Source organism: Lentilactobacillus hilgardii (genome assembly GCF_009832765.1).
In the GTDB taxonomy this organism is placed as follows: domain Bacteria; phylum Bacillota; class Bacilli; order Lactobacillales; family Lactobacillaceae; genus Lentilactobacillus; species Lentilactobacillus hilgardii.
The window spans coordinates 769,166-789,933 of record NZ_CP047121.1 but is presented as its reverse complement, the minus strand read 5'-3'; the positions used below and the strand labels follow the sequence as shown (position 1 = coordinate 789,933).

Here is a 20,768-nt window from a genome sequence, read left to right as displayed (position 1 = left end):
ATGACCGATTTGATAGAAAAAAGTAAAAAGTCAATTTTGAAGGCGGCACTATCCGGTAAACGGTTAAAATTTGAAGATCCCGACTTTAAACAGATTGACAAGATTGTCGCTGCCAACACTGAACGACTCCGGAAGTTCAACTATGAAGCAACTTCTGAAGAGGCCCGGCGAGAGTTATTAACGCAAATTACTTTACAACCGATTAATCAAGATACAGTTGTCAGACCACCATTTAATACGGATTTCGGTCGCCATATTTTTCTCGGTGCCGGGGTTTTTGTTAATAGCGATTGTGTCTTTGTTGATCTTGGGGGAATCTATCTTGATGATGGCGCTTTGATCGGGTCGAAAGTAAGTTTGCTGTCTGTGAATCACGTTAAGGACTCGAATCATCGCCGTGATTTGATCCCCAAAGCAGTTCACATTAAGCGACATGCCTGGGTTGGCGCAGGGGCAATTGTCTTACCCGGCGTGACGGTTGGCGAAAACGCGATTGTCGGTGCAGGTTCAGTCGTCACTAAAGATGTCGCCGCAAATACAGTTGTGGTCGGAAATCCTGCAAAGCCTGTTCACCGAATTTCTGATGAAACTTAAATCGGAAGAACATCGATTCTTAGTGCGTAAACCTTGCAAATTATTTACGTGAACGCATGCATTTGCCATGTGTCGAAGACTAAATCCGTTAATATAAGATAAGCGTCATATGCTCAACAAAAATCCCACCAACTATTTAAATTGATGGGATTTTTTAGTCTCTATTGATAAGCACGAACATATTTTGTATTGGCGGTGATGTAACCACCGGCTACTCGATGACGTAATGTCCCATGCTTTGTAACATCATTCTTGTGAGAATAATCGTATCCATAAACCTTTAACGTGCGATTCTTGGCAATCGAATGATTCTTCTTAGTCAAATTAACGTTACTATAACGATTAATCGCCTGTTTAGTCTTAACCGATTTTACTTGTTTGTGGCGACCCATGTTCACCAATTTTCGATTAGCAGTAATGTAATCACCATTGGTCAAGACATATCGAGTCGTCAAGTTGTGTTTAACGATCCCTTTAACCCTTAAGACAGTCCCTTGACGGTAATTCTTAACTTTGCCCGTCAAGTTGGCTTTGCGATAGGCATTGACGCCTCGGGGATTGATCACCGTAATCGTTGCATGCTTGGTTGCGTAGTAAACGGGGCGGACATAAGCCTGACTGGCTGTAATGTAACCTGCTTGACCGGCTGTCTTTGATGAATGATTGACATCCCGAACCCGATATCTTAACGTCCCGTTTTGACTCCGTTCATAGCCGGTGACCACAAACATTGGTCGGGCAATTCGTGGCTGTTTCACATACCACCCTTTGCGATTAGCTTTGGTGAAATCAGGACTATTGTATAGGCCAATCTTGTTGATGGCGTACACAACAGCACCTTTTTGAGCCGCATTGGCCGGTACATTGTTGGCAGGCTCGGTAGTGTTGTTGCTGGAGCTTGACGAGTTACTTGGCGTCACCGTTGACCCTGAGTTATTGGTTGTACCCGGATTTGGATTAGTCGTTCCAGGGTTTACTGGCGTCGATGAATTCAAACGGTAAGTGAAGGTGATTTGCTGACCATTGCTTATTAACGACACATTATTTGCCGAAGTCAACGTGTAGCCGGAAATGGTCGGTGCAGAAATCGAACTACCGGAAGTGCCGCTACCAGTGTAGCCCCGGCCGAGGTCACGTCCCTGACTATCAATCGTCCGAACCGTGTAAGCATATTGAACCGGCTGTGGCTTATCGACTGCTTGAACAGTCACGGTGGCCTGATGCGTTTCTCCACCATACGTTACCGGTACCTGATATGAACCGACCTGATCCCATTTAACTGCCGATTCGTCAATTTTTACTTTGGCCAGATCAATGACATTGCCTTTGAGATCTTTATCAACGTAATCGGCGATAGTTGGTTTTGCGCCGCCAATTTTGTAGGTGATGTCTTTAGGTTTGAAATCCGCCGGCCCATTCACGGTAACGTTGATAACCGCGGTACCATCGACTTCGGATTGATTGTCATAACTGAATCCAGTCGCTTGGCCGACATCTAATGTTAGTCCATTAAGCGCTGTGGCAACTTCAGCCTTATAATCGGTGTAATCCTTGCCCAAATCTTTAAATGTAATAGAGCCAGTCTGATTATAGGCAATTTTCTGAATTGTTTCCGTAGTGACCGGTTTTGTGGATGACTTATTGGTATTGAAATAGTTGACGGTAACGGTGCCCATAGCAGGAACTTGGATGTAAGCAACAACTATTGTGCCAGGCTTCATCGGTAACATCGTTTTTGACCGACTAGCCTTATATCCAATTACGCGTGGTGTATCAACACTTTGTCCCGACATCCCAACCACCGAAATAGGCTCGCCAATATAAGCATTTGTGGCACTATCCCTCGGCTGAATATAGTAAGTACCGACAGCCGCCTGCACAACATTACTCGGTAGCCCAACATCCGTAATGGCAGTCATTCCACCAAATGTTAGTGTTGCCAATGCGGTCATCAATAATTTGGTAGTGACACGCTTCTTGGATTGTGACCTGTTCGATCCTCTTTGAGCCGTTTTTTCATGTAATACCTTTTTTGTTTCCATTCTTAATTCCCCCGATAATCTTGAGTGGCAACGGTTCTTCGTCCTTTATCGGGGGGACACAAAATTAGTTATCCCCCTGCATACAAATCATATCATCTTGTCAAAAATCATTGGGATTTAATGCTTAATGCGGTTTGTCATTTAATACTTTCTTAATGATAATCATAAGATCATTAACGGGAATTTGGGACTGGTTGAAAAATAGGATTATCCACTTTTTATCGACAGTGGAAAAGCAAAAAAAGACGCCAAATTGGATTACCTAACTTAATATCAGGCAGCCCACTGGCGTATTGTTTACTTCAATTTTAAATCAACCTGTGATTTGATCAGTCACGGACTTCGAATCAATTTACTAGCCGCGGTCAATCACCTGAACATACTTCGTATTGGCAGTGATGTAACCACCGGCTACCCGGTAACGTAAAGTACCATGCTTAGTCACGTTGTTTCTGCGTGAATAATCGTATCCATATACTTTTAACGTGCGATTCTTGGCAATCGACTGATTCTTCTTTGTTAAATTAACGTTACTATAACGATTAATCGACTGTTTAGTCTTAATCGATTTCACTTGTTTGTGGCGACCCATGTTCACCAATTTTCGATTGGCAGTAATGTAATCACCATTGGTCAAGACATATCGAGTCGTCAAATTGTGTTTAACAATTCCTTTAACCCGCAAGACGGTTCCCTGACGATAATTCTTAACCTTGCCCGTCAAATTGGCTTTGCGATAGGCATTGACGCCTCGGGGATTGATCACCGTAATCGTTGCATGCTTGCTTGCGTAATAAACCGGACGAACATATTTCTGGCTAGCAGTAATATATCCCTTCTGACCATCAGTTTTAGACGTGTGATTAACATCTCGAACCTGATATCTTAAAACACCATTGGCAGCTCGCTTATATCCGGTGACCACAAACATTGGTCGATTAATTCGTGGCTTCTTAGCATACCAGGAACGGCGAGTGCTTTTGGTGAAATCAGTCGTCTTATAGAGCCCAATTTTTTTGATTGAGTAGACCACTGTTCCCTTAGCAGCCGCGTATCTTGGTAAATTTGCATTGTTTGAAGAATTAGACGGAGAACCAGCGGGCGTGTTTGAGCTTGCATTTGAACCACCGCCAGACGTTGTTGAGGGTACTGAGCTTGAACCACTCGGTGTAGTTGGTGTTACCGGCGTTGACGGTCTGTTTGGCTTGGCAGGATTTGTAGGGTTCGTCGGATTTGATGGCGTTTGAACCGTTAACTTAAGCTCTTTTGTTGCCGCCCCGTTAGTGTAGTGAACCGTGTAAGTCCCCGAATTCTTGTAAAGGTTATTTAAATCATTAACCGGTTTGCCGGAACTATCAGTGGCGTTAACGGTGATGTCTTTAAAGATCAGCGTCTGACCACCGACATCAGTCGCATTGTCAAAGGCATCTTCCGGTTGCCATGCCTGGTTAGTTGTGATGGTTTTAGTAGCGTACTTCAAGTTTAAGGTACTGCTATCAGTCACTTTGATCGTCAGCGAACCCTTTAACGGATCCTTGCCATTCTTTGGTTTGTCAGTCGCAATCTCTACTGTGTATTGCCCGACTTTGGCACTGACATCGTTAACAGCAACCGGTTTACCAGTCACATCTTTAATATTGTATTGATAATTTAACGAGAGGCCGTCAGAATCTTTTGCCTCAATCTTTTCTCGCAAGTCGGCATCAGTAAAGGTTTTGTTTAAATAAAGATCAATATCGGTTGTCTTTAAACTGGTAGTATCGGCAGTGATCGTTAAATTCAAAGTTCCGGTTTGGTCTCCGTTCTTATAGGTCAACGGATAAGAGCCCGACTTTAGGGCAGCAACCGTCTCTTGTGTCACCGGTTTGCCGTCTTGGTCGGTTATTGTAACACTGCTCTTATTACTTTCACCATTCTTGGTGGCGGCAGTAATGGCACTTGCCGGATCCCAAGATTGACCTTCGTATAAGTCTTGAGTCTTATTAACCTTAAGGGTGTATTGATCTGCGGCGGGTTTTTGCTCCCAGACGTAGATTTCCGCTTCGGTAGGTCGATTGGTTAACAACCCGTCATACACTGGTCCTCTAGGGCTATCAACAGTCCCACCGGCAACAGCCTGCCAACCTGGACCGCTTGCGTAACGTATTGGATTGCTGTTAGGGATTTTTGAATTTGACGAATGTTCAGTTAACGCCTTATAACCAAAGCTACTATGAAAAGTTTTGGGTCCTAACTTCAGAATCCATAACTTTTCATCACTGGCAAACATGAAGTCCGCACTTTTCACTTTGGCTGTATCAAAATTTGATAGATCCAAACTGGTTAAATCAGCATTATTACTAAACATACGATACATATTTTCCACTTTAGCCGTATCAAATTTTGAAACATCTATGCTGGTCAACTTAGAACTATCAAAAGGCATAGAAAACATAGACTCCATAGTTCGCACGTTAGCCGTATCAAATTTTGAAACATCTAAGCTGGTTAGATTAATATCACCACTGAACATAGAGTCCATGTTTGTCACATTAGAAGTATTAAAATTTGTGACATCCAAATTTGTTAAACCGGTATTCAAACTTAGCATAGACTGCATATTCGTCACTTTGGCCGTATTAAAATTTGAAACGTCTAAGCTGGTTAAACTAGAATTACCTGAAAGCATATAACTCATGTTTGTCACTTTGGCCGTATCGAATTTTGAGACGTCTAAGCTGGTTAAACTAGAATTAACAAAAAACATATAACTCATATTTGTCACATTGGCTGTATTAAAGTTTGAGACATCCAGGCTAGTCAATTTAGAATTTGACTGAAACATGCTACTCATGTTCGTCACCTTAGAGGTATCAAAATTTGAAACATCTAGGCTAGTTAACCTAGAATCTTGAGCAAACATGTTACTCATGTTTGTCACCTTAGAGGTATCAAAATTTGAAACATCTAGGTTGGTTAAACTCCTATTCTGAGAGAACATACCATACATGTTCGTCACCTCAGAGGTATCAAAATTTGAAAGATCTAAGCTAGTTAAACTAGAAGCATCAGAAAACATTCTATTCATATTCGTCACCTTAGAGGTATCAAATTTAGATAAATCTAGGCTGGTTAATTTAGAATTATTAAGAAACATTTCAGTCATGTTCGTCACTTTAGAGGTATCAAAATTTGAAACATCTAGGTTAGTTAAACCAAAATCACCATCAAACATGCTTTTCATGTTCGTCACCTTAGAGGTATCAAATTTAGATAAATCTAGGCTAGTTAACCCAGAGTCACCAGCAAACATCCAACTCATACTAGTGGCCTTAGAAGTATCCAGCTTATCCATTCCAGCAATTGATTTTAAATTGCTCATACCCCAAAAAAGCGATGAAGCCGTATCGCCTTCCAATTTTAGTGTCCCCGTTATCCGTATATCTGTAATCGTATTATCAGCCCGCCAAGGATAATCATGAACAGTGGATGATTTAAGAGTTCCACCACTCAGCGTTAATACACCATTATCAATACTATATGTGACATCTTCAACCTGGCCACTGGCAGCCGTCGCTGGTTGAGAAGTAAGCGCATTTGGACTTGCCATTTGTTGTACTTGATTTTTTGCGTTTGTCTGCACATTAGGCGTATCAAACGCTGTCTTTCCGACATCTGTTAGATTATCGATCTGTGAGTTGGTATTAGCTACTTGTGCAATCGGGCTATCGGTGTCAGCAAGCACATCAGTTGAACACACGTAGCTACCGGTGCCAATCGTTAAAGCGCTTACAAAAATGTACAAGTAGTTTTGATTCTTGTTCATTATTAACCCCTCCACTATTTGGGCAAAGAAATCAGCAAATCGTTCGAGTCCCTCATTATTCCAATTAAATGTTAACACGGTCCTCATATTTTGTTGAAATTATAAAACCGGTTATCTGAATTCATAACCTTTTCTTAATCTACTTCGCTTTGCAGTCAAAAATCACTAATTGCACGTTGGAAAGGGCCCCATCAACCGTTAAGTTGATGAGACCTTTATTTAGTCCTTATTGATAAGCACGAACATATTTTGTATTGGCAGTAATATACCCCCCAGCTACTCGATGACGTAATGTCCCGTGCTTTGTAACATCATTCTTGTGAGAATAATCGTATCCATAAACTTTTAACGTGCGATTCTTGGCAATCGAATGAATTTTCTTGGTGAAGTTAACGTTGCTGTAATGGTGGATTGCCCGTTTAGTTTTAACTGACTTCACTTGCTTGTGACGGCCCATGTTCACCAGCTTCCGGTTAGCGGTGATATAGTCACCATTGGTCAAGACATATCGAGTCGTCAAGTTGTGTTTAACGATCCCTTTAACCCTTAAGACAGTCCCTTGACGGTAATTCTTAACCTTACCCGTCAAGCTGGCTTTGCGATAGGCATTGACACCTCGGGGATTGATCACCGTAACCATTGAGTGCTTAGTTGCGTAATAAACGGGACGAGCAAAGGTCCGACTAGCGGTAATGTAACCTGTTTGCCCCTTGGTTTCGGATTTATGATTTACGTCACGAACCTGATATCTTAATTTACCGTTGGCCGCACGTGCATATCCGGTGACCACAAACATTGGCCGATTGATTCGTGGCTTTTTAGCATACCAGGAACGACGATTATTTTTAGTAAAGTCAGTAGTCTTGTAGAGGCCGACCTTCTTGATTGAGTATACGACTGTGCCTTTAGTGGCAGCATAACCCGGTACGTTGGTTGCACTATTGTTAGTTGAAGATGCCGTTGACGAATTGGTGCTTGCTTTAGAACTGCTTGAACCACTCGATGCCTGTGAAGATATTGTTGGGGACGATGGACCTGTGGTTGTTGATGGTGTATTTGGTGTGCTTGACGTTGAGTTCTTACGATAAACGTACTGAACAACAACAGCATTGTCTCCATAAGTGCCTTTAGCATTTGTCGGTGTTTTTCCATCCCATGTGTACCCACTAATTGCCGGACGTGAATCGGCACCTGTCACATCATATTCCCTACCTTGAAAACCAGTAATTACTTTTGCCTCAACTCCAGGAATCGGCTTTCCGGTCGCAGCGTCAATGTATTCCACTGTGACGGTTTGCTTGGCGACAGGCTTTGAATCCTGTTGCCAAACGTAGGTCTCCGTTTCAGCGGGACGATTGGCCAAGTAACCATCGTAAACAGTTTTACCTTGTGGATTATCAACTGTGCCACCATTATTTGCATCAACTGCCAGCCAACCAGGTCCGGTCGCATAACGTACCGGGCTACTATTAGGAATTTTTGAAGCTGACGAATGTTCCGGCAACTCACTTCCATCCAAGCCCTTATTGAGGGTTTTATTGCCCAATTTTAAAATCGATAACTTATCATTGTCATAAAACATGCGAGAAATATCTGTCACGTTGGACGTATCGAAACTTGATAAATCCAGGCTGGTTAAAACGTCATCCCAGGCAAACATATTAGCCATAGTGGTCACCTTAGAAGTATCGAAATTCGGTAACGCCAAGCTGGTTAAAACTTGGCTATGCGTAAACATCCCATCCATATCGGTGACTTTGGACGTATCAAAATTTGCTAAGTTTAAGGTGGTTAATCTATTCCGACCAAACATATTAGACATGTTGGTTACCTTAGAGGTATTAAAGTTTGAGACATCTAAACTTTTCAACGCCATATTCTGAAAAAACATATAGGACATATCTGTTACTTTAGATGTATCAAAATTTGAGACATTCAGGTCGGTTAATGACTCAGTCGCACGAAACATCCCTGCCATATTGTTGACTTTGGATGTATTAAACTTTGTGACATCTATGGTCTGTAACTTTTGATTATCATTAAACATCCATGACATATTAATTACGTTGGACGTATCAAAATTTGAGACATCTAAATTGGCTAAATTAAAGTCACCGTTAAACATCGATGACATATCAGTGGCTTTAGACGTATCAATGTTATCCATTCCGGTAATTGATTCCAAATTTGTCATCTCAGAAAGAAAGCCTACAGGCGCTGAGTCTTCCAAAAATAGCGGTGCTGTTATCTGCACCTTTGTGATGTCTGTGTTACCCATCCAAGGATAAACATGAGCCGAAGTGAGTGTTCCACCATTAAGTGTTAATATGCCATTATCAATACTATATTTGACATCCTCAATTTGACCACTGCCAGTCTCCGCTGCTACTTGCTGTGTCTGCTGAATTGGATTTGCCTGAACACTAGGCGTATCAAGCGCTACTTTCCCGCCACCTGCTAGGTTATCGGTCTGAGAGTTGGTATTAGCTACTTGTGTAATGGGACTATCGGCGTCGGCAAGCACATCGGTTGCGTATAGATAGCCACTGATGCCGATTGTTAAAGCGCTTACAAAAGTGTACAAGTAGTTTTGCTTCTTGTTCATTATTAACCCCTCCACTATTTGGGCAAAGAAATCAGTAAATCGTTCGAGGCACTCATTATTCCAATTAAATGTTAACACGGTCCTCATATTTTATTGAAATTATAAAACCGGTTATCTAAATTCATAACCTTTTCTTAATCTACTCCGTTTTGTATTCAAACATCATTGAATAAGACGTGTCCCTTATTCACTCAACCATATTTTTTTGGACTCTAAAAAACGTTTCGTGCATATATCAGCACAAAAAGTCCCCGTGCTTTCACACAGTGACGATTAAAAACACAAAAAACTCACCAGTTTCCTGGTGGGCTTTCATATCCCAAAAAAGCTTTCTACAATTTACCGAACCACAAACTAATTTTTAAACTTATCGATCTTGTCACCAACCGATTTTAACAAGTTTAACTTCGGTATTTTTGCCCCAACTATTATCTTTCCAATTATTAAAGGCCAAGTCTTATGAGTATGCTTGGCAATCCAAGGCTGCATAATTGTTCCCACTTTTGGCTCCGCTACTGTGACTACAAAATGATGCCATTAATTACTTTACAGATTATTAACTAAAGTCTTGAAATGCCGACATTACCAACATACTTATATTGAGCATAACCATGATACATACTGGAACTGTCATTAACGTAAATTCATTTTTTACTCAGAACTTTCACCTTAAACCATGTTTTACCAGAACCATAGGCAACATCGTCTGAATGAGCCTTAATGTCGTACAGACGGCCCCTATACTTTTGTACTTTGTATGTGGGTACACGTAAAGCCCTTGTCCATTAGCTCCTGTCCAAGCATTAATAGAATCATTTTTAAATGTATACCCGACCTGTGCCATATAGTCTTTTTGCGAATTAAGCGCTTAGTTCTTGTTTCTAACAACACCCGGTGTCCCTTTATGCCAGCTTGCGGTACTGCTTGATTGCGAATTCGAACTTTCCCCCATACCAATAAAGAATACCGCTGCTACCCCAGCAACAAAACCTTTTGCTTTCATGAAAGCATCCCTCCAAATTAATGTTTGACAAAACTTCGGCTTTATAATCTCCGTGCTTCATAGGCAACTAAGCCTTCACATTCTTATAATACCAAGTTGCGTGCCCATCAAAACTCTTAGAAGCCAGTTTATGCGAGTAATGATAGAATTTCCACGTCACTCTTCCTGGACGTATACCTATGGCTACCTTCACAAACCCATGTAAAATATAAGCATTTCTAACTTTCTTATATTTTACATTTTGCATTATTAACTGCGGATTACCTTGTCCTTGGTAAACAACCTTATTGGAATAGAACTTTAAAGTTTCAAACTGTGGATAAGCTGACTGCTTTCTGGCATAATTCCCTCTTAATATTCTTGGCGTCCCCCTATGCCACGTTGCAGCATTTGATTGTTGAGGATTCGATAATAAACCGATACCAATAAAAGGCACAACTGCTATTCCGACAGCAAATTTCTTCATTTCCATAAGATCCTCCAAATTTAGTGCACTCTGCTATACCACTGGCCGGCATTATAACTATTAAATCTAACATTAATCCTTTTGCCACTTCTTCGTATAATCCATGTTTCATGGTCCCCATGTCCGTTGCCTGTGTTTGACTTAGCAAAACCGTTTAATTTATATGTATAATGTCCAACAGCTTTATATCTTACCTGCGTCAAAAAACTTTGAGGATCGCCCTGAAACATTTCCGAAATGTAGTTGGCATGAATACTCATTACACCCCAATGTGGGTATGCATGTTGATGCGTTTTACATTTATAATTTCCACATAGTGATCTCGGTACACCTTTGCGCCAACCTGCGGCGCTTACTGATTGTGCATTTGAAATTACCCCAATACCAATAAAACATAACGCTGCTACACAATCAGCAAACCTTTTTAATTTCATAAGTATACCCTCCAAACAATTTTTGATTACTATTTTAGTATACTGCATGGATCCACAAGCGAATGCCATTTTTTATAAAATTTTTGTTAATGCCAACTTCGATGAAAGTTTGACTTTATTAATTACTTAAATAATATACAGACGCTATACATCTCCCAATAAAAAAAGCTAAAACATTGGTTTGCAAGTGGCATATAATGGACATAAATAAAATTTCTGGAGGAAAACGTGAACACTAAATTGACATTGGCTTCAATTATTACCGCAATGGCATTTATACCACTCTTAAATAGCAAACCGGTACATGCAAGTTCATGGGGATCTTGGCACAATGGTAACCCATCATTTTTAAGGAATAAATTTTATCGAACGAGGTTAGGGCCAAAGTATGTGAAGTATGGTGATAAATGGGTTAAGAATGGCAATGCTCGACGATACGAAGGCATACGTACTTATAAATCCCATATGACTTTTCTGGGAGCACAATATTCTTCATCTTTGCGAAACTGCCATTATATTCATGCAGGAAAGACTTATATAATCGAAGGTGCATCTGATCATTCTGGTGGTGACTATACATACCCGTTAATCAAAGTCGTGAAAATTAACAAGCATTTAATCTATTCAAATACAGGAAGTGCTACTAAATCAGGACGTTATTACATCACTACCCCATTAGATAAAATGAAATTAATTAAATAAACATGACACTTAAACCTTAGCAAAGCAAAATAACCGAGGGCACAGAACTCAAACGTTGGTCTGAAATCTGTACTCTCGGTTTATTTTTAACTTTACTATCATTTTATGTATAATTGCTCACATATATCAAAATCGACCAATATCGCTTTATGACCATAGTATTTCCCTCGACGCATGACGTAATTTTCACCAGCTCGATGACCACTTCTTATTGGCAAAATGGTTACATAATGCTTCCCTCGATGGACGCCCAAATGTAATCCGCCAAAGGTTCCAACTGAAGTTTTCACAAAGCGTCTATGAACGATCAACTTTTCTTTGGTCTCCCTATACCATTGTCCAGTCAAAGTTCTTTCGCCAATTTCATGCCATGTACCACGATAGGATGTTGGTATACTTTGATAATAGCTCTGTGCGTAAGACGCTGTCGTCTTACAGAAAGAAAATCCTAGTAAGAAAATCATCATCAGCAAAGATGATTCAATTATTGTACTTATATGTCCCTTCATTAAAGTTGCTCCTCACATCTTAAACCCCTAGTAATAATCTTGCTTCTTAGGTATTAAAAGCAAGTTAAGCCAACTTATCTATAATAGTTTCCCCCAACCCAATGATTGCCATTGTTCATATATGTCCGTATTTTATAACGATTAATCCACCTTATCCTTAGTTGCATTGCTGTATTTCCAATATCGTTTTTAGCTTTAATTTGATAAGTATGATTACCTCGATACCGATAGTGAACATTATGAACATACATTGGACCAACGTCTTCTGTAATACTTCCTTGATGACTTTCAACACTAATATCATGAATCTTAGTACCCTTTATTTTCAGAATGTAATACTCATAGGTTTTGGTAGCTATTTTGTCCCTGTGAGTTCTCCAAACCCCCTTCAGTGCAGCGGGCGTGCCCTTATGCCAACTTGCTGCCTGACTAGAAGTAGTTGTCGTACCCATACCAAATCCCAATATCAGTGAAGCTGTTAGAATCAGTGCAGATTTATTCATCATTTTCCCTCATTTCATATTGACTTGTTGACTTAATACCAAATTGGAACAGTCTTATTAAAGGAATGGCGAATTGGCGTTTTAAAAAGTCGATAATAAATACTACCTTCTCTGAATTGTAATGATTTATGCCATCGCCCCTTAATACTAATTGGTGAATATTTATAAAAAGCAATTGGCCCTGCCATCTTGTGTACCGGGTTAATTGCCACCCAAGTGCCATGAACATAGTTTGAGACTTCCACTTTAAAATGTGTATAATCATAATGATTATCAAAATAGTCTTTCGAATAGAGGAATTGTTCGGTTAATTTAATTTTGAAGTACTTACCGTGTCCTTCATAACTATACCAAACGCCCCTCATATTGGCTGGTACGACCCGCGCTTGTGCCTGAACTGGATGATTAAAATTAATTGACCACAAGAGGCTCAAACTGGCACAGCCAAGTAATACTTGAATTCCTAACTTTTTCATTTTGTTATCTCCTACTAGATGTTTTAGCAACTACCCAAATGCCAGCTAAATAGTTAAATCTGATTCAAGTTGACGAGGAACAATTACTGACCACTTGATTTTTGTCATTTGAGCTTGTTGGTTCCGCTTCAGTCAAATGAAGACAACAAGCCCCTGACAGAAGCCAGTTTAACCTAAGACTAATTTGACCCTTTAGTTTCTTATAATCATCGCCACGTCAACTTTACCAGTACCCATGGCTTGAAGAGTATTTGACGCCCAAACGTTGGATAAGCTACAAACCAAACTGAAACCAAAAGAGAAACTATTGTCGAAGTTAGGCTTTCACAGAATTTGAGACGTTCCCCGGTTATTGATTATTATTTTAGTATACCGTAAAGATTCACAAACGAATGCCATTTTTATAAAAATTCGTGTTAATTCCAACTTCGATGAAAGTTTATTTATCTAGAAGTACGATGAAATAGGCGTGCTGTCGAGCTCCCAGGATAAGGATAGGCATCGCCATCAAGATAAACCCACATTTTGTCCTTAGCTGGCCTTTTGATCGTAATTTGGTAAACCTTTTGGTAACTGTCAAGAAACCTTCTCGCCTTTAGAATATAAACTTGATGATTAAATTTGTGCCATTTAATATGAGCGAATATGTCAGGCATACCGCCAAAATAATTAAATTCAATTTTATTTGCACCAATTTCGGCCTTAGAAGTAGTTTTCATATTTCCTTTCTGATGAATTGTTTTAGTTCTCCAATGCCCTCTTAAAGCATATGGCGTACCACTATGCCAGCCAGCAGCATGCGAAGGAATAACTGTCATATTGATACCAATTAGGAATGTGACACAAATACCGACAATCCAATACATTTGCTTTTTAATCATAAATTAGCCTCTCCTTAAAAAAACTAATACATACGCGCATTAATAGTGTATGTTTTTGCAGGCATAAAATGCGTATAAATCGCCATAGGCCCTTGCTCCATGGTGGAAATCAAAACATGACGATACCTGCCGGCAACTTTTAATTTATATGGAAAATATATGTAATCTATATCAAAGCTGTAGCCCCTAAAAGTTCTTGCAGAATGACCTGGGAGTTTCATTTTTCTATAGATAGTACGAATTCTTGGGCGAAATCCTTTATCATTAATATCAAAGCGAATCCGATGCTTTGTAAAAAGATAATGATTCATTGAATTATAATCATAGAAATACCAATTGCCCCTCATTGCTTTAGGCACAGTCGAAGTTGGCGCCGCTTTCGTGTTAAAAGATAATGTCATAAATAAAATTGTGGATAAAACCACTAATAATCCTTTCTTCCAAACTCTCATTTGAATTACCTCCCGATATATTATATATTAATCATACACCTATTACTTTTACTTGAATGATAAAAATAGATGAATATATGATAATTTAGAAGGGATAAAATGTTTTCTGTTAAAAGAATAGTTGGAGTCTTTTTAGCAACATTCTTATTTTTTGTAACTTTCACTTTCGTCACATATGCCGCACCCCAGTCTTTGCCAAAGGGTACATATGAAAGTCGACTCCCAAAGCAAGCAAAAGGAATCTGGATCGAGAAATTAAAAGATGGATCCACTTTTGAATTTAAAGTATCCAATCCAAAATATGTTTGGGTAACTACTAAAAATGGTGGGCCAGCTGCCACAACGGCTCTAACGATTGTAACCAAACGAAGAAGGGCCTCTAATAATCGATTCATTTTGTATAGTCCGGCCGCGGACCCAATCGATTTAAAATGGTTTCATCACCATATTTATTATTGGGGATATGGGCCAAATAGATGGATAAAGATGATTCGATATTCCAAATAAATATTCAACAATAATTCTAATAGTCCAAAGGACCTCACTAATCGCAACTTTAGTGAGGTTTTACTTTTATTCAAAAAGTCCTCATAATCTAACTGGTATATGCACAGTTATCTTAAACCAATTGTGAAAAATGCCCTGAATCATTTTAGAGAACTATCTAAATCTGAAATAATTATTTATAAAACACACTTGTAAATCCACCCTCACCATAATACTTCATAGTGATCTTCTTTGAATTATTTAAGACTGCCTTTGCATATCCAGCCTTATTTTCTTTGTTTTTAGCCTTGAGCATGTATGTGTTTTGATTAATCACCTTGTATTTAGTCTTTCCAAAAATACCGTCAGTCTCATTTCCCCAGTACCAACGTTTATTGAAAAATGATCTGGATTTTGTAAAAGATCCCTCACTTGGTATATTCCAAAGATAAAAGAGTGTATGCTCCCTGACCTTGGTCTTCCAAACGCCACGGATTGAATCCGGCATACCATTATGCCATGTGGCAGCGCTTGCTTGTTGTGAACTCAAAAGTGTGCCAAACCCAACACAAGATAACAGTTCCATCGTAATAATAAATTTATCTATTTTCATTTACCGAACAATCCCCCTTATATTTTAAGAGTTTTATAATTACTCGCATCTTTCATACTATACCAGCCCCACTTAGAGCTCTATTATTTACCTATGCTCGCTACCGTCACTCGCTTCTGCATTACGCAAATCAATATCATTTTGCAAAGTTAAAAAGTACCGATCAGATACCCCAAATACTCTGCCTAATCTAACGGAGGTATCGACGGTTATCTTACATCGATCATGCAAAATACCTTGAATCCTGGATGTTGGAACTTCAATATGCTTCGCAAGTGCATAAGCCGAAAAATTAAATGGCTCCATAAATTCTTCTGCTAAGATTTCACTAATCTTGGGTGTTGGAATTTCATTCATCATAGCTTCTCCTATCACAAAGTTTAAGGTATTATGACAACTCACAAGCATTAATGATTAAACCAGTTCATCTATAATAACCTTCCACGACCCATTTATTACCGCTTTTCCAATATGTTTGCATTGTATGCTTGTTAAGCCATTTTAAATTTATCTGTGTTGATGCATTCCCTAAAGCATTCTTAGCCCTAATCCGATACACATGGTTTCCCAGATAGCGATAATGAGTGTTATAAACATTAATTGGACCAGCGTCTTCTTGAATATGTCCATGGGTATTTGCAAACATCGTGCCATCAATCCTAGAGCCCTTTATTTTTAGAATGTAATATTCATAAGTGCCTTTGACTATTTTTCTATTATGCGTTCGCCAAGTTCCTTTTAACGCATTAGGCATCCCTTTATGCCAAACAGAGGCACTTACCTGCGAAGAACTTAAAAACATCCCTACTCCCAAAGCAGACATTATTGCTACCCCTGTGACAAACTCTTTCAATTTCATAAGTATACCCTCCAAGTAATTATTAATTACCATTTCAGTATACGCTAACGTTTCACGAGTGAATGACTTTTTTTGTAAAAGATATGTTAATTACGTAAAAAGCAGAATCAACAGTGCTCTGATTTTATCCATTTCCAAAACAAAACGACCCCACCAACCATTAAGTTGATGAGATCCCCTAGTTATTATTCAATTCATACAGAAACTCTAGTAGTTGCCGGTAATGATTAATTTCTTATTGGCTGTAGCATAGTTGCCGTTACTCAACTGATAGCGAGTGGTCAAGTTATGCTTAACCAACTTCTTAACCGTCAAACGAGTCCCCTTCTTGTAATGCTTAACTTTACCAGTTAGGCTAGCTGACTTATAAGTGTTAATACCTTTTTTAACAATCACTGTGATCTTCTTGGACTTCGGAACACTAGCATAATAAACCGGTACGACATATTTACGGTTGGCAGTAATATACCCAGTCTTGCCGTCGGTTTTACGATCGTGGTTAACATCACGAACCTTGTATCTCAAAGTACCATTACTAGTGCGTTTGTAACCAGTAACAACAAACATTGGACGGTTAATCCGTTTTTGCTTAGGGTACCAAGCAATTCGCTGAGATTTTTTAAAGTTAACATTCTTATACAAACCAATCTTCTTGGTAGCGTAAACCGCTTCACCCTTAACAGCAATGTTAGGGCCTACCGAAGTAGACGGTTTAGGCGCTGTATTTGGCGTGTTTGGTGTAGTTTGTGAAGAGCCATTTGAGCTTGAAGCTGATGATGAAGAAGGGCCTGTACTTGACGTTACAGTTTGTGAATTATTATTGCTTGGATTTGCTGGCGTTCCCGGTGTACTTGGCGTGGCGTTTTTATGATAAACATACTGAACAACAATATCCTTATCGCCATAAATACCTTTTGCATTCGCCGGTGTTTTGCCGTCCCATGTGTACCCACTAATATCTGGGCGAGAATCGACACCTGTCACATCATATGGTTCTCCTGGATAATCGCTACTTACTTTAGTTTTAACTCCAGAAATTGATTTGCCAGTATTAGCATCAAGATACTCTATCGTGACATTTTGCTTAGTAATAGGATTTGACTCCTGTTGCCAGACATAAGTCTCAGGTCCGCTATCTGTTCCATAAAGCGGATTTTTAATAAAATCATCAAAGGAAAAGATGCTGCCCTGTGGATTATTAGGTGTCCCTAGAGAGGGCATTCCATTTGAGTGAACGGCCTGCCAACCAGAACCATTTGCATAACGGATCGGTGTACTGTCTGGAATTGGGGTACCTTTTTCGTGGTATCTTGCATTTTGCAACTGCCCAAATACCAATGGAGTAACATTTTTACCCAAAGAAATACACCATAGATTATTAGGAGCTCCAGAAAAAAAGTACCTCGCATACTTAACTTCCCTAGTATCCCAGTTCGAAAAATCTAATTGTCTTAGTTGTGGGCAATTTCCAAACATCTCAGTCATTTCCGTTACCTTAGCAGTATTCCAGTTTGTAACATCCAATTTTTCAACTGTTAAACAGCCTAAAAACATGTCTGTCATGTCAGTGACCTGAGCCGTGTTAAAACTTGAAACATCTAGGTCCCTTAATTTTGGACACCCCATAAACATCCAGCTCATATTCGTTACCTTGGCTGTATTGAACCGTGAAACATCTAATTCCGTTAGATATGCAGAATTGCTAAACATACCACTTACGTCAGTCACGTTAGCCATATCAAACTTTGATACATCGATGGTCTTAGCGTTTCCTTCTCGAAACATCATCGACATATTAGTTACATCGGTCGTATTCAAATTATCCAACCCCTGAAAGTCTTGAATCTCATTATGAGAAATAGTTCCAAAAAGCATAGACATATTTCCCTTTAAAATAACCTTACCAGCTATAATGACGTGTTGGCAGCCAGAAACAAATATGTCATTAAAGGGACTAACATTTCGGTGACCCTCAGTTTCGGGCTTCGGAACAGTGCCGCCGCTAAAAGTTTTACCGGGCTCACCAAGCGTTAGTGTTTTTGAGACACTATCATAATTCCATGGACACTCACCCCAATACCCTTGCTCAACATTCGCTGAATTATTGATCTGTGCGTTGTTCTTAGCTACTTGTGCAATCGGGTTATCAGCGTCAGCAAGCACATTGGTTGAACCAAGGTAGCTGCCGGCGCCAATAAATAGAGCGCTTACAAAAATGTACAGGTAGTTTTGATGATTCTTATTCATTTTAGTCCCCTCACTAATTGGGCAAAGAAATCAACAGTCGTTCGAGTCACTCACTTTTCCAATTAAATGTTAACACGATCCTTATATTTTGTTGAAATTATTAAACCAGCTGTCTAAATTCATAACCTTTTCTTAAACAGTTACCTTTTCCCGTAAAAAATCATTGGTCACATAATCAAAAAATCCCACCAACAATCAAGTTGATGAGATCATTTTTAACTTCTATTTATATGCACGAACATATTTTGTGTTAGCGGTAATATAGCCACCAGCTACTCGATGTAGTCGGTGTACTTGGGGTAGCCGGAGTAATTGGAGCTAATGGCAGCCGTTTGTCAGGACTTCTTTTACTGCTGTAATACAAAGATATTTATTAGGATTAGTCCTTCAATCATTTGCTGCGATTTTTCAGGGAAGCGGTCAGAACCAGCTTCGACCATTATCTCGTCATTTTCTAAACGTAAGCCATACCGTTGGATTTGTTGAACAAGAATGGTTCTTTTCGTTGGGGTGATAGTTTCTGTATTTAACGTCCCCCCATCGTCGGTTAATCGAATCTGGTTGTCGGGTAAAGGAACGGCATAGATAATCAGGTCGTCCAAACCAAGTCCTAAAAATGGCACTTCAATGCGAGTGGCATTTTCCAATTATATCTTTAAAAGAATTGTTATTTATTCTACCAATAACTGCCAAAAAATTCCTAATCGTTGACAAAAATGAAGTATACAATATAATATAAGTTTGAAAATGCCAAGTTTTGAAACATATAAACGACCGAATGGCCATGATGAATTCCTGGAATGGATCAATATACTTCCAAATAAGGATAGTGCTAAATTATTGAGTATCATTGATAAGCTCCAATCCAATGGTATGTTAATTGCTCAGCGGCTTAAGTGGGTCCATAAACTGGACTTTAACCTCTATGAATTACGTAGTAAAGTTAGTTCGAACATTCAGTGAGCACTTTATTTTCACATTGAAGATGAGCGTTATGTGATCACACATGGTTTTACAAAAAAGACTCAGAAGACTCCCCTTAAGGAAATTAACCATGCTAAAACATTAAGAAGGGAATGGTTTGACCATGAAAATTAGTCAATTAATTGCTGAAAAACGTCGTGATTCTGAATTTAATCAAATGTACGAAGTAGAAGATGAAAAATTGCAAACGGCGGTGGCACTATATAAAGCCCGTGAAAACGCTGGATTAACGCAAGCTGAGCTTGCAGAACGAGCCCAAACTACTCAAGCTACAATCGCTAAAATTGAACGTGGGGACAATGTTTCATTTGAAAAGCTTTCATCGATTGCACATGCTTTAGGTAAGAAGTTGGTTGTTAGTTTTGATTAAATATCGGTAAATATTACTTCAATACCGCTACAGCTAAAAGTGGGCGTATAGGCGAACCGTTTTTTTAATTATCCGGGAAGAAGTTTATTTCCGGAACAGATCGTACTCAGCTATTATGTAAATACTTAAAAAATGGTTATTGGAGTATAGGAGCTAATGATAGTGAAGCTGCAATTAAAAGCTTGCAGTTAGCTATTCATCCTAAATATAATATTGTATATTGTTATAAATAGGGAGATAATGAAATGAAAAAGCTATGGATCCTTTTAGGCACAAGCATTGTCTTAATATTTGGAATTGGATGGCAACAAACAACCGTACAGGCTTCAACAGTTTGGCACAATGAAACACCGAAAGTACTTCGTGGGATTTGGCAGAAGACGATTCCTAGTAAATACTTAAAAGATAAGCATGAGAAAATTGTTCGTCATCAAGCCTATCGGATAACCAAGAGGTTTGTGAGTTATGCTGCAACAGGTCTTGATGACTATGGCTATAAAGTTTCACAAACAGCTAAAGTCGGAAGCACTTATTATGTTCGAAGTTATATGCAAGATGGGTCTACTAAATACTATAGGACTTTCAAGCTTATACCCATTTCAGTCAAAAAAATGTCAGCTCCTGTGATAATGGGAAGTGGTCAAGGTGTCTTTTATAAGGTTCGTCATACCAATGCTGGAATTTGACAAATCTAAACCCGTTTTGAGAGTTTTGAGAATGAAAGCGTAAAAATCACT

At 39.2% G+C, this 20,768-nt stretch carries 21 protein-coding genes and 1 pseudogene; 6 read left to right on the top strand and 16 right to left on the bottom strand.

The window, feature by feature from the left end:
• Positions 1-594, top strand: coding sequence for a DapH/DapD/GlmU-related protein (locus GQR93_RS03630; RefSeq protein WP_003552357.1), 594 nt, complete (start codon positions 1-3; stop codon positions 592-594).
• Positions 595-755: 161 nt separating this feature from the next.
• Here the strand turns inward: GQR93_RS03630 and GQR93_RS15390 are convergent, their stop codons facing one another.
• The 6 genes from GQR93_RS15390 to GQR93_RS03605 form a co-directional block, all read right to left on the bottom strand.
• Entirely contained in the window at positions 756-2,636 is a 1,881-nt protein-coding gene (locus tag GQR93_RS15390; RefSeq protein ID WP_003552356.1) for a DUF5776 domain-containing protein, read from the bottom strand.
• Positions 2,637-2,991: 355 nt separating this feature from the next.
• A complete protein-coding gene (locus GQR93_RS03620) occupies positions 2,992-6,528 on the bottom strand; it encodes a BspA family leucine-rich repeat surface protein (RefSeq protein ID WP_159298694.1) in 3,537 nt (1,178 codons plus the stop codon).
• Positions 6,529-6,667: 139 nt separating this feature from the next.
• On the bottom strand, positions 6,668-9,133 hold the full coding sequence (locus GQR93_RS03615) for a BspA family leucine-rich repeat surface protein (protein WP_003552354.1): 2,466 nt from the start codon (positions 9,131-9,133) through the stop codon (positions 6,668-6,670).
• Positions 9,134-9,914: 781 nt separating this feature from the next.
• The gene (locus GQR93_RS15555; protein ID WP_003552350.1) at positions 9,915-10,049 is read right to left on the bottom strand and encodes a hypothetical protein; all 135 of its coding nucleotides are present in this window, start codon (positions 10,047-10,049) and stop codon (positions 9,915-9,917) included.
• 67 nt (positions 10,050-10,116) lie between these two features.
• Positions 10,117-10,521: a hypothetical protein gene (locus GQR93_RS03610; protein ID WP_003552349.1), complete on the bottom strand. Its 405-nt coding sequence runs from the start codon at positions 10,519-10,521 to the stop codon at positions 10,117-10,119.
• A 14-nt stretch (positions 10,522-10,535) separates the two neighbouring features.
• On the bottom strand, positions 10,536-10,949 hold the full coding sequence (locus tag GQR93_RS03605) for a hypothetical protein (protein WP_035444328.1): 414 nt from the start codon (positions 10,947-10,949) through the stop codon (positions 10,536-10,538).
• 228 nt (positions 10,950-11,177) lie between these two features.
• Between GQR93_RS03605 and GQR93_RS03600 the strand changes: the two genes are divergently transcribed.
• Positions 11,178-11,651 carry a hypothetical protein gene (locus GQR93_RS03600; protein ID WP_035444327.1) on the top strand — a complete coding sequence of 158 codons (474 nt, stop codon included), beginning with the start codon at positions 11,178-11,180 and terminating at the stop codon, positions 11,649-11,651.
• Between the two features lie 98 nt (positions 11,652-11,749).
• Here the strand turns inward: GQR93_RS03600 and GQR93_RS03595 are convergent, their stop codons facing one another.
• From GQR93_RS03595 to GQR93_RS03575, 5 genes are all read right to left on the bottom strand, one after another.
• Positions 11,750-12,160, bottom strand: a complete 411-nt coding sequence (locus GQR93_RS03595) for a hypothetical protein (RefSeq protein ID WP_003552346.1) — start codon at positions 12,158-12,160, stop codon at positions 11,750-11,752.
• Positions 12,161-12,234: 74 nt separating this feature from the next.
• Positions 12,235-12,666, bottom strand: coding sequence for a hypothetical protein (locus tag GQR93_RS03590; protein WP_003552345.1), 432 nt, complete (start codon positions 12,664-12,666; stop codon positions 12,235-12,237).
• A gap of 29 nt (positions 12,667-12,695) precedes the next feature.
• Complete coding sequence (locus GQR93_RS03585; RefSeq protein ID WP_003552344.1) at positions 12,696-13,139, bottom strand: hypothetical protein; 444 nt, start codon at positions 13,137-13,139, stop codon at positions 12,696-12,698.
• Positions 13,140-13,582: 443 nt separating this feature from the next.
• Positions 13,583-14,020 (bottom strand): hypothetical protein, encoded by a 438-nt coding sequence (locus GQR93_RS03580; RefSeq protein WP_003552343.1) that lies wholly within the window; start codon positions 14,018-14,020, stop codon positions 13,583-13,585.
• A 23-nt stretch (positions 14,021-14,043) separates the two neighbouring features.
• A complete protein-coding gene (locus GQR93_RS03575; protein ID WP_003552342.1) occupies positions 14,044-14,472 on the bottom strand; it encodes a hypothetical protein in 429 nt (142 codons plus the stop codon).
• A gap of 99 nt (positions 14,473-14,571) precedes the next feature.
• On the opposite strand from GQR93_RS03575, the gene GQR93_RS03570 reads away from it, so the two are divergent.
• The gene (locus GQR93_RS03570) at positions 14,572-14,979 is read left to right on the top strand and encodes a hypothetical protein (protein ID WP_003552341.1); all 408 of its coding nucleotides are present in this window, start codon (positions 14,572-14,574) and stop codon (positions 14,977-14,979) included.
• A 172-nt stretch (positions 14,980-15,151) separates the two neighbouring features.
• Here the strand turns inward: GQR93_RS03570 and GQR93_RS03565 are convergent, their stop codons facing one another.
• From GQR93_RS03565 to GQR93_RS03545, 5 genes are all read right to left on the bottom strand, one after another.
• Complete coding sequence (locus GQR93_RS03565) at positions 15,152-15,571, bottom strand: hypothetical protein (protein ID WP_003552339.1); 420 nt, start codon at positions 15,569-15,571, stop codon at positions 15,152-15,154.
• Positions 15,572-15,658: 87 nt separating this feature from the next.
• Positions 15,659-15,928: a HigA family addiction module antitoxin gene (locus tag GQR93_RS03560; RefSeq protein ID WP_035444324.1), complete on the bottom strand. Its 270-nt coding sequence runs from the start codon at positions 15,926-15,928 to the stop codon at positions 15,659-15,661.
• Positions 15,929-15,995: 67 nt separating this feature from the next.
• Complete coding sequence (locus tag GQR93_RS03555) at positions 15,996-16,430, bottom strand: hypothetical protein (RefSeq protein WP_035444323.1); 435 nt, start codon at positions 16,428-16,430, stop codon at positions 15,996-15,998.
• A 207-nt stretch (positions 16,431-16,637) separates the two neighbouring features.
• Positions 16,638-18,677: a BspA family leucine-rich repeat surface protein gene (locus GQR93_RS03550; RefSeq protein WP_003552333.1), complete on the bottom strand. Its 2,040-nt coding sequence runs from the start codon at positions 18,675-18,677 to the stop codon at positions 16,638-16,640.
• Between the two features lie 347 nt (positions 18,678-19,024).
• A complete protein-coding gene (locus tag GQR93_RS03545; RefSeq protein WP_003552331.1) occupies positions 19,025-19,324 on the bottom strand; it encodes a DUF1828 domain-containing protein in 300 nt (99 codons plus the stop codon).
• A 94-nt stretch (positions 19,325-19,418) separates the two neighbouring features.
• Here GQR93_RS03545 and GQR93_RS03540 point away from each other — a divergent pair.
• The 3 genes and pseudogenes from GQR93_RS03540 (at position 19,419) to GQR93_RS03530 (ending at position 20,717) form a co-directional block, all read left to right on the top strand.
• Positions 19,419-19,775: pseudogene (locus GQR93_RS03540) on the top strand (type II toxin-antitoxin system RelE/ParE family toxin).
• Complete coding sequence (locus GQR93_RS03535) at positions 19,765-20,031, top strand: helix-turn-helix domain-containing protein (protein ID WP_003552327.1); 267 nt, start codon at positions 19,765-19,767, stop codon at positions 20,029-20,031. Before GQR93_RS03540 ends, GQR93_RS03535 begins: the two are co-directional and overlap by 11 nt.
• Before the next feature lie 245 nt (positions 20,032-20,276).
• Positions 20,277-20,717, top strand: coding sequence for a hypothetical protein (locus GQR93_RS03530; RefSeq protein ID WP_003552325.1), 441 nt, complete (start codon positions 20,277-20,279; stop codon positions 20,715-20,717).
• The last annotated feature ends 51 nt before the right edge of the window (positions 20,718-20,768 follow it).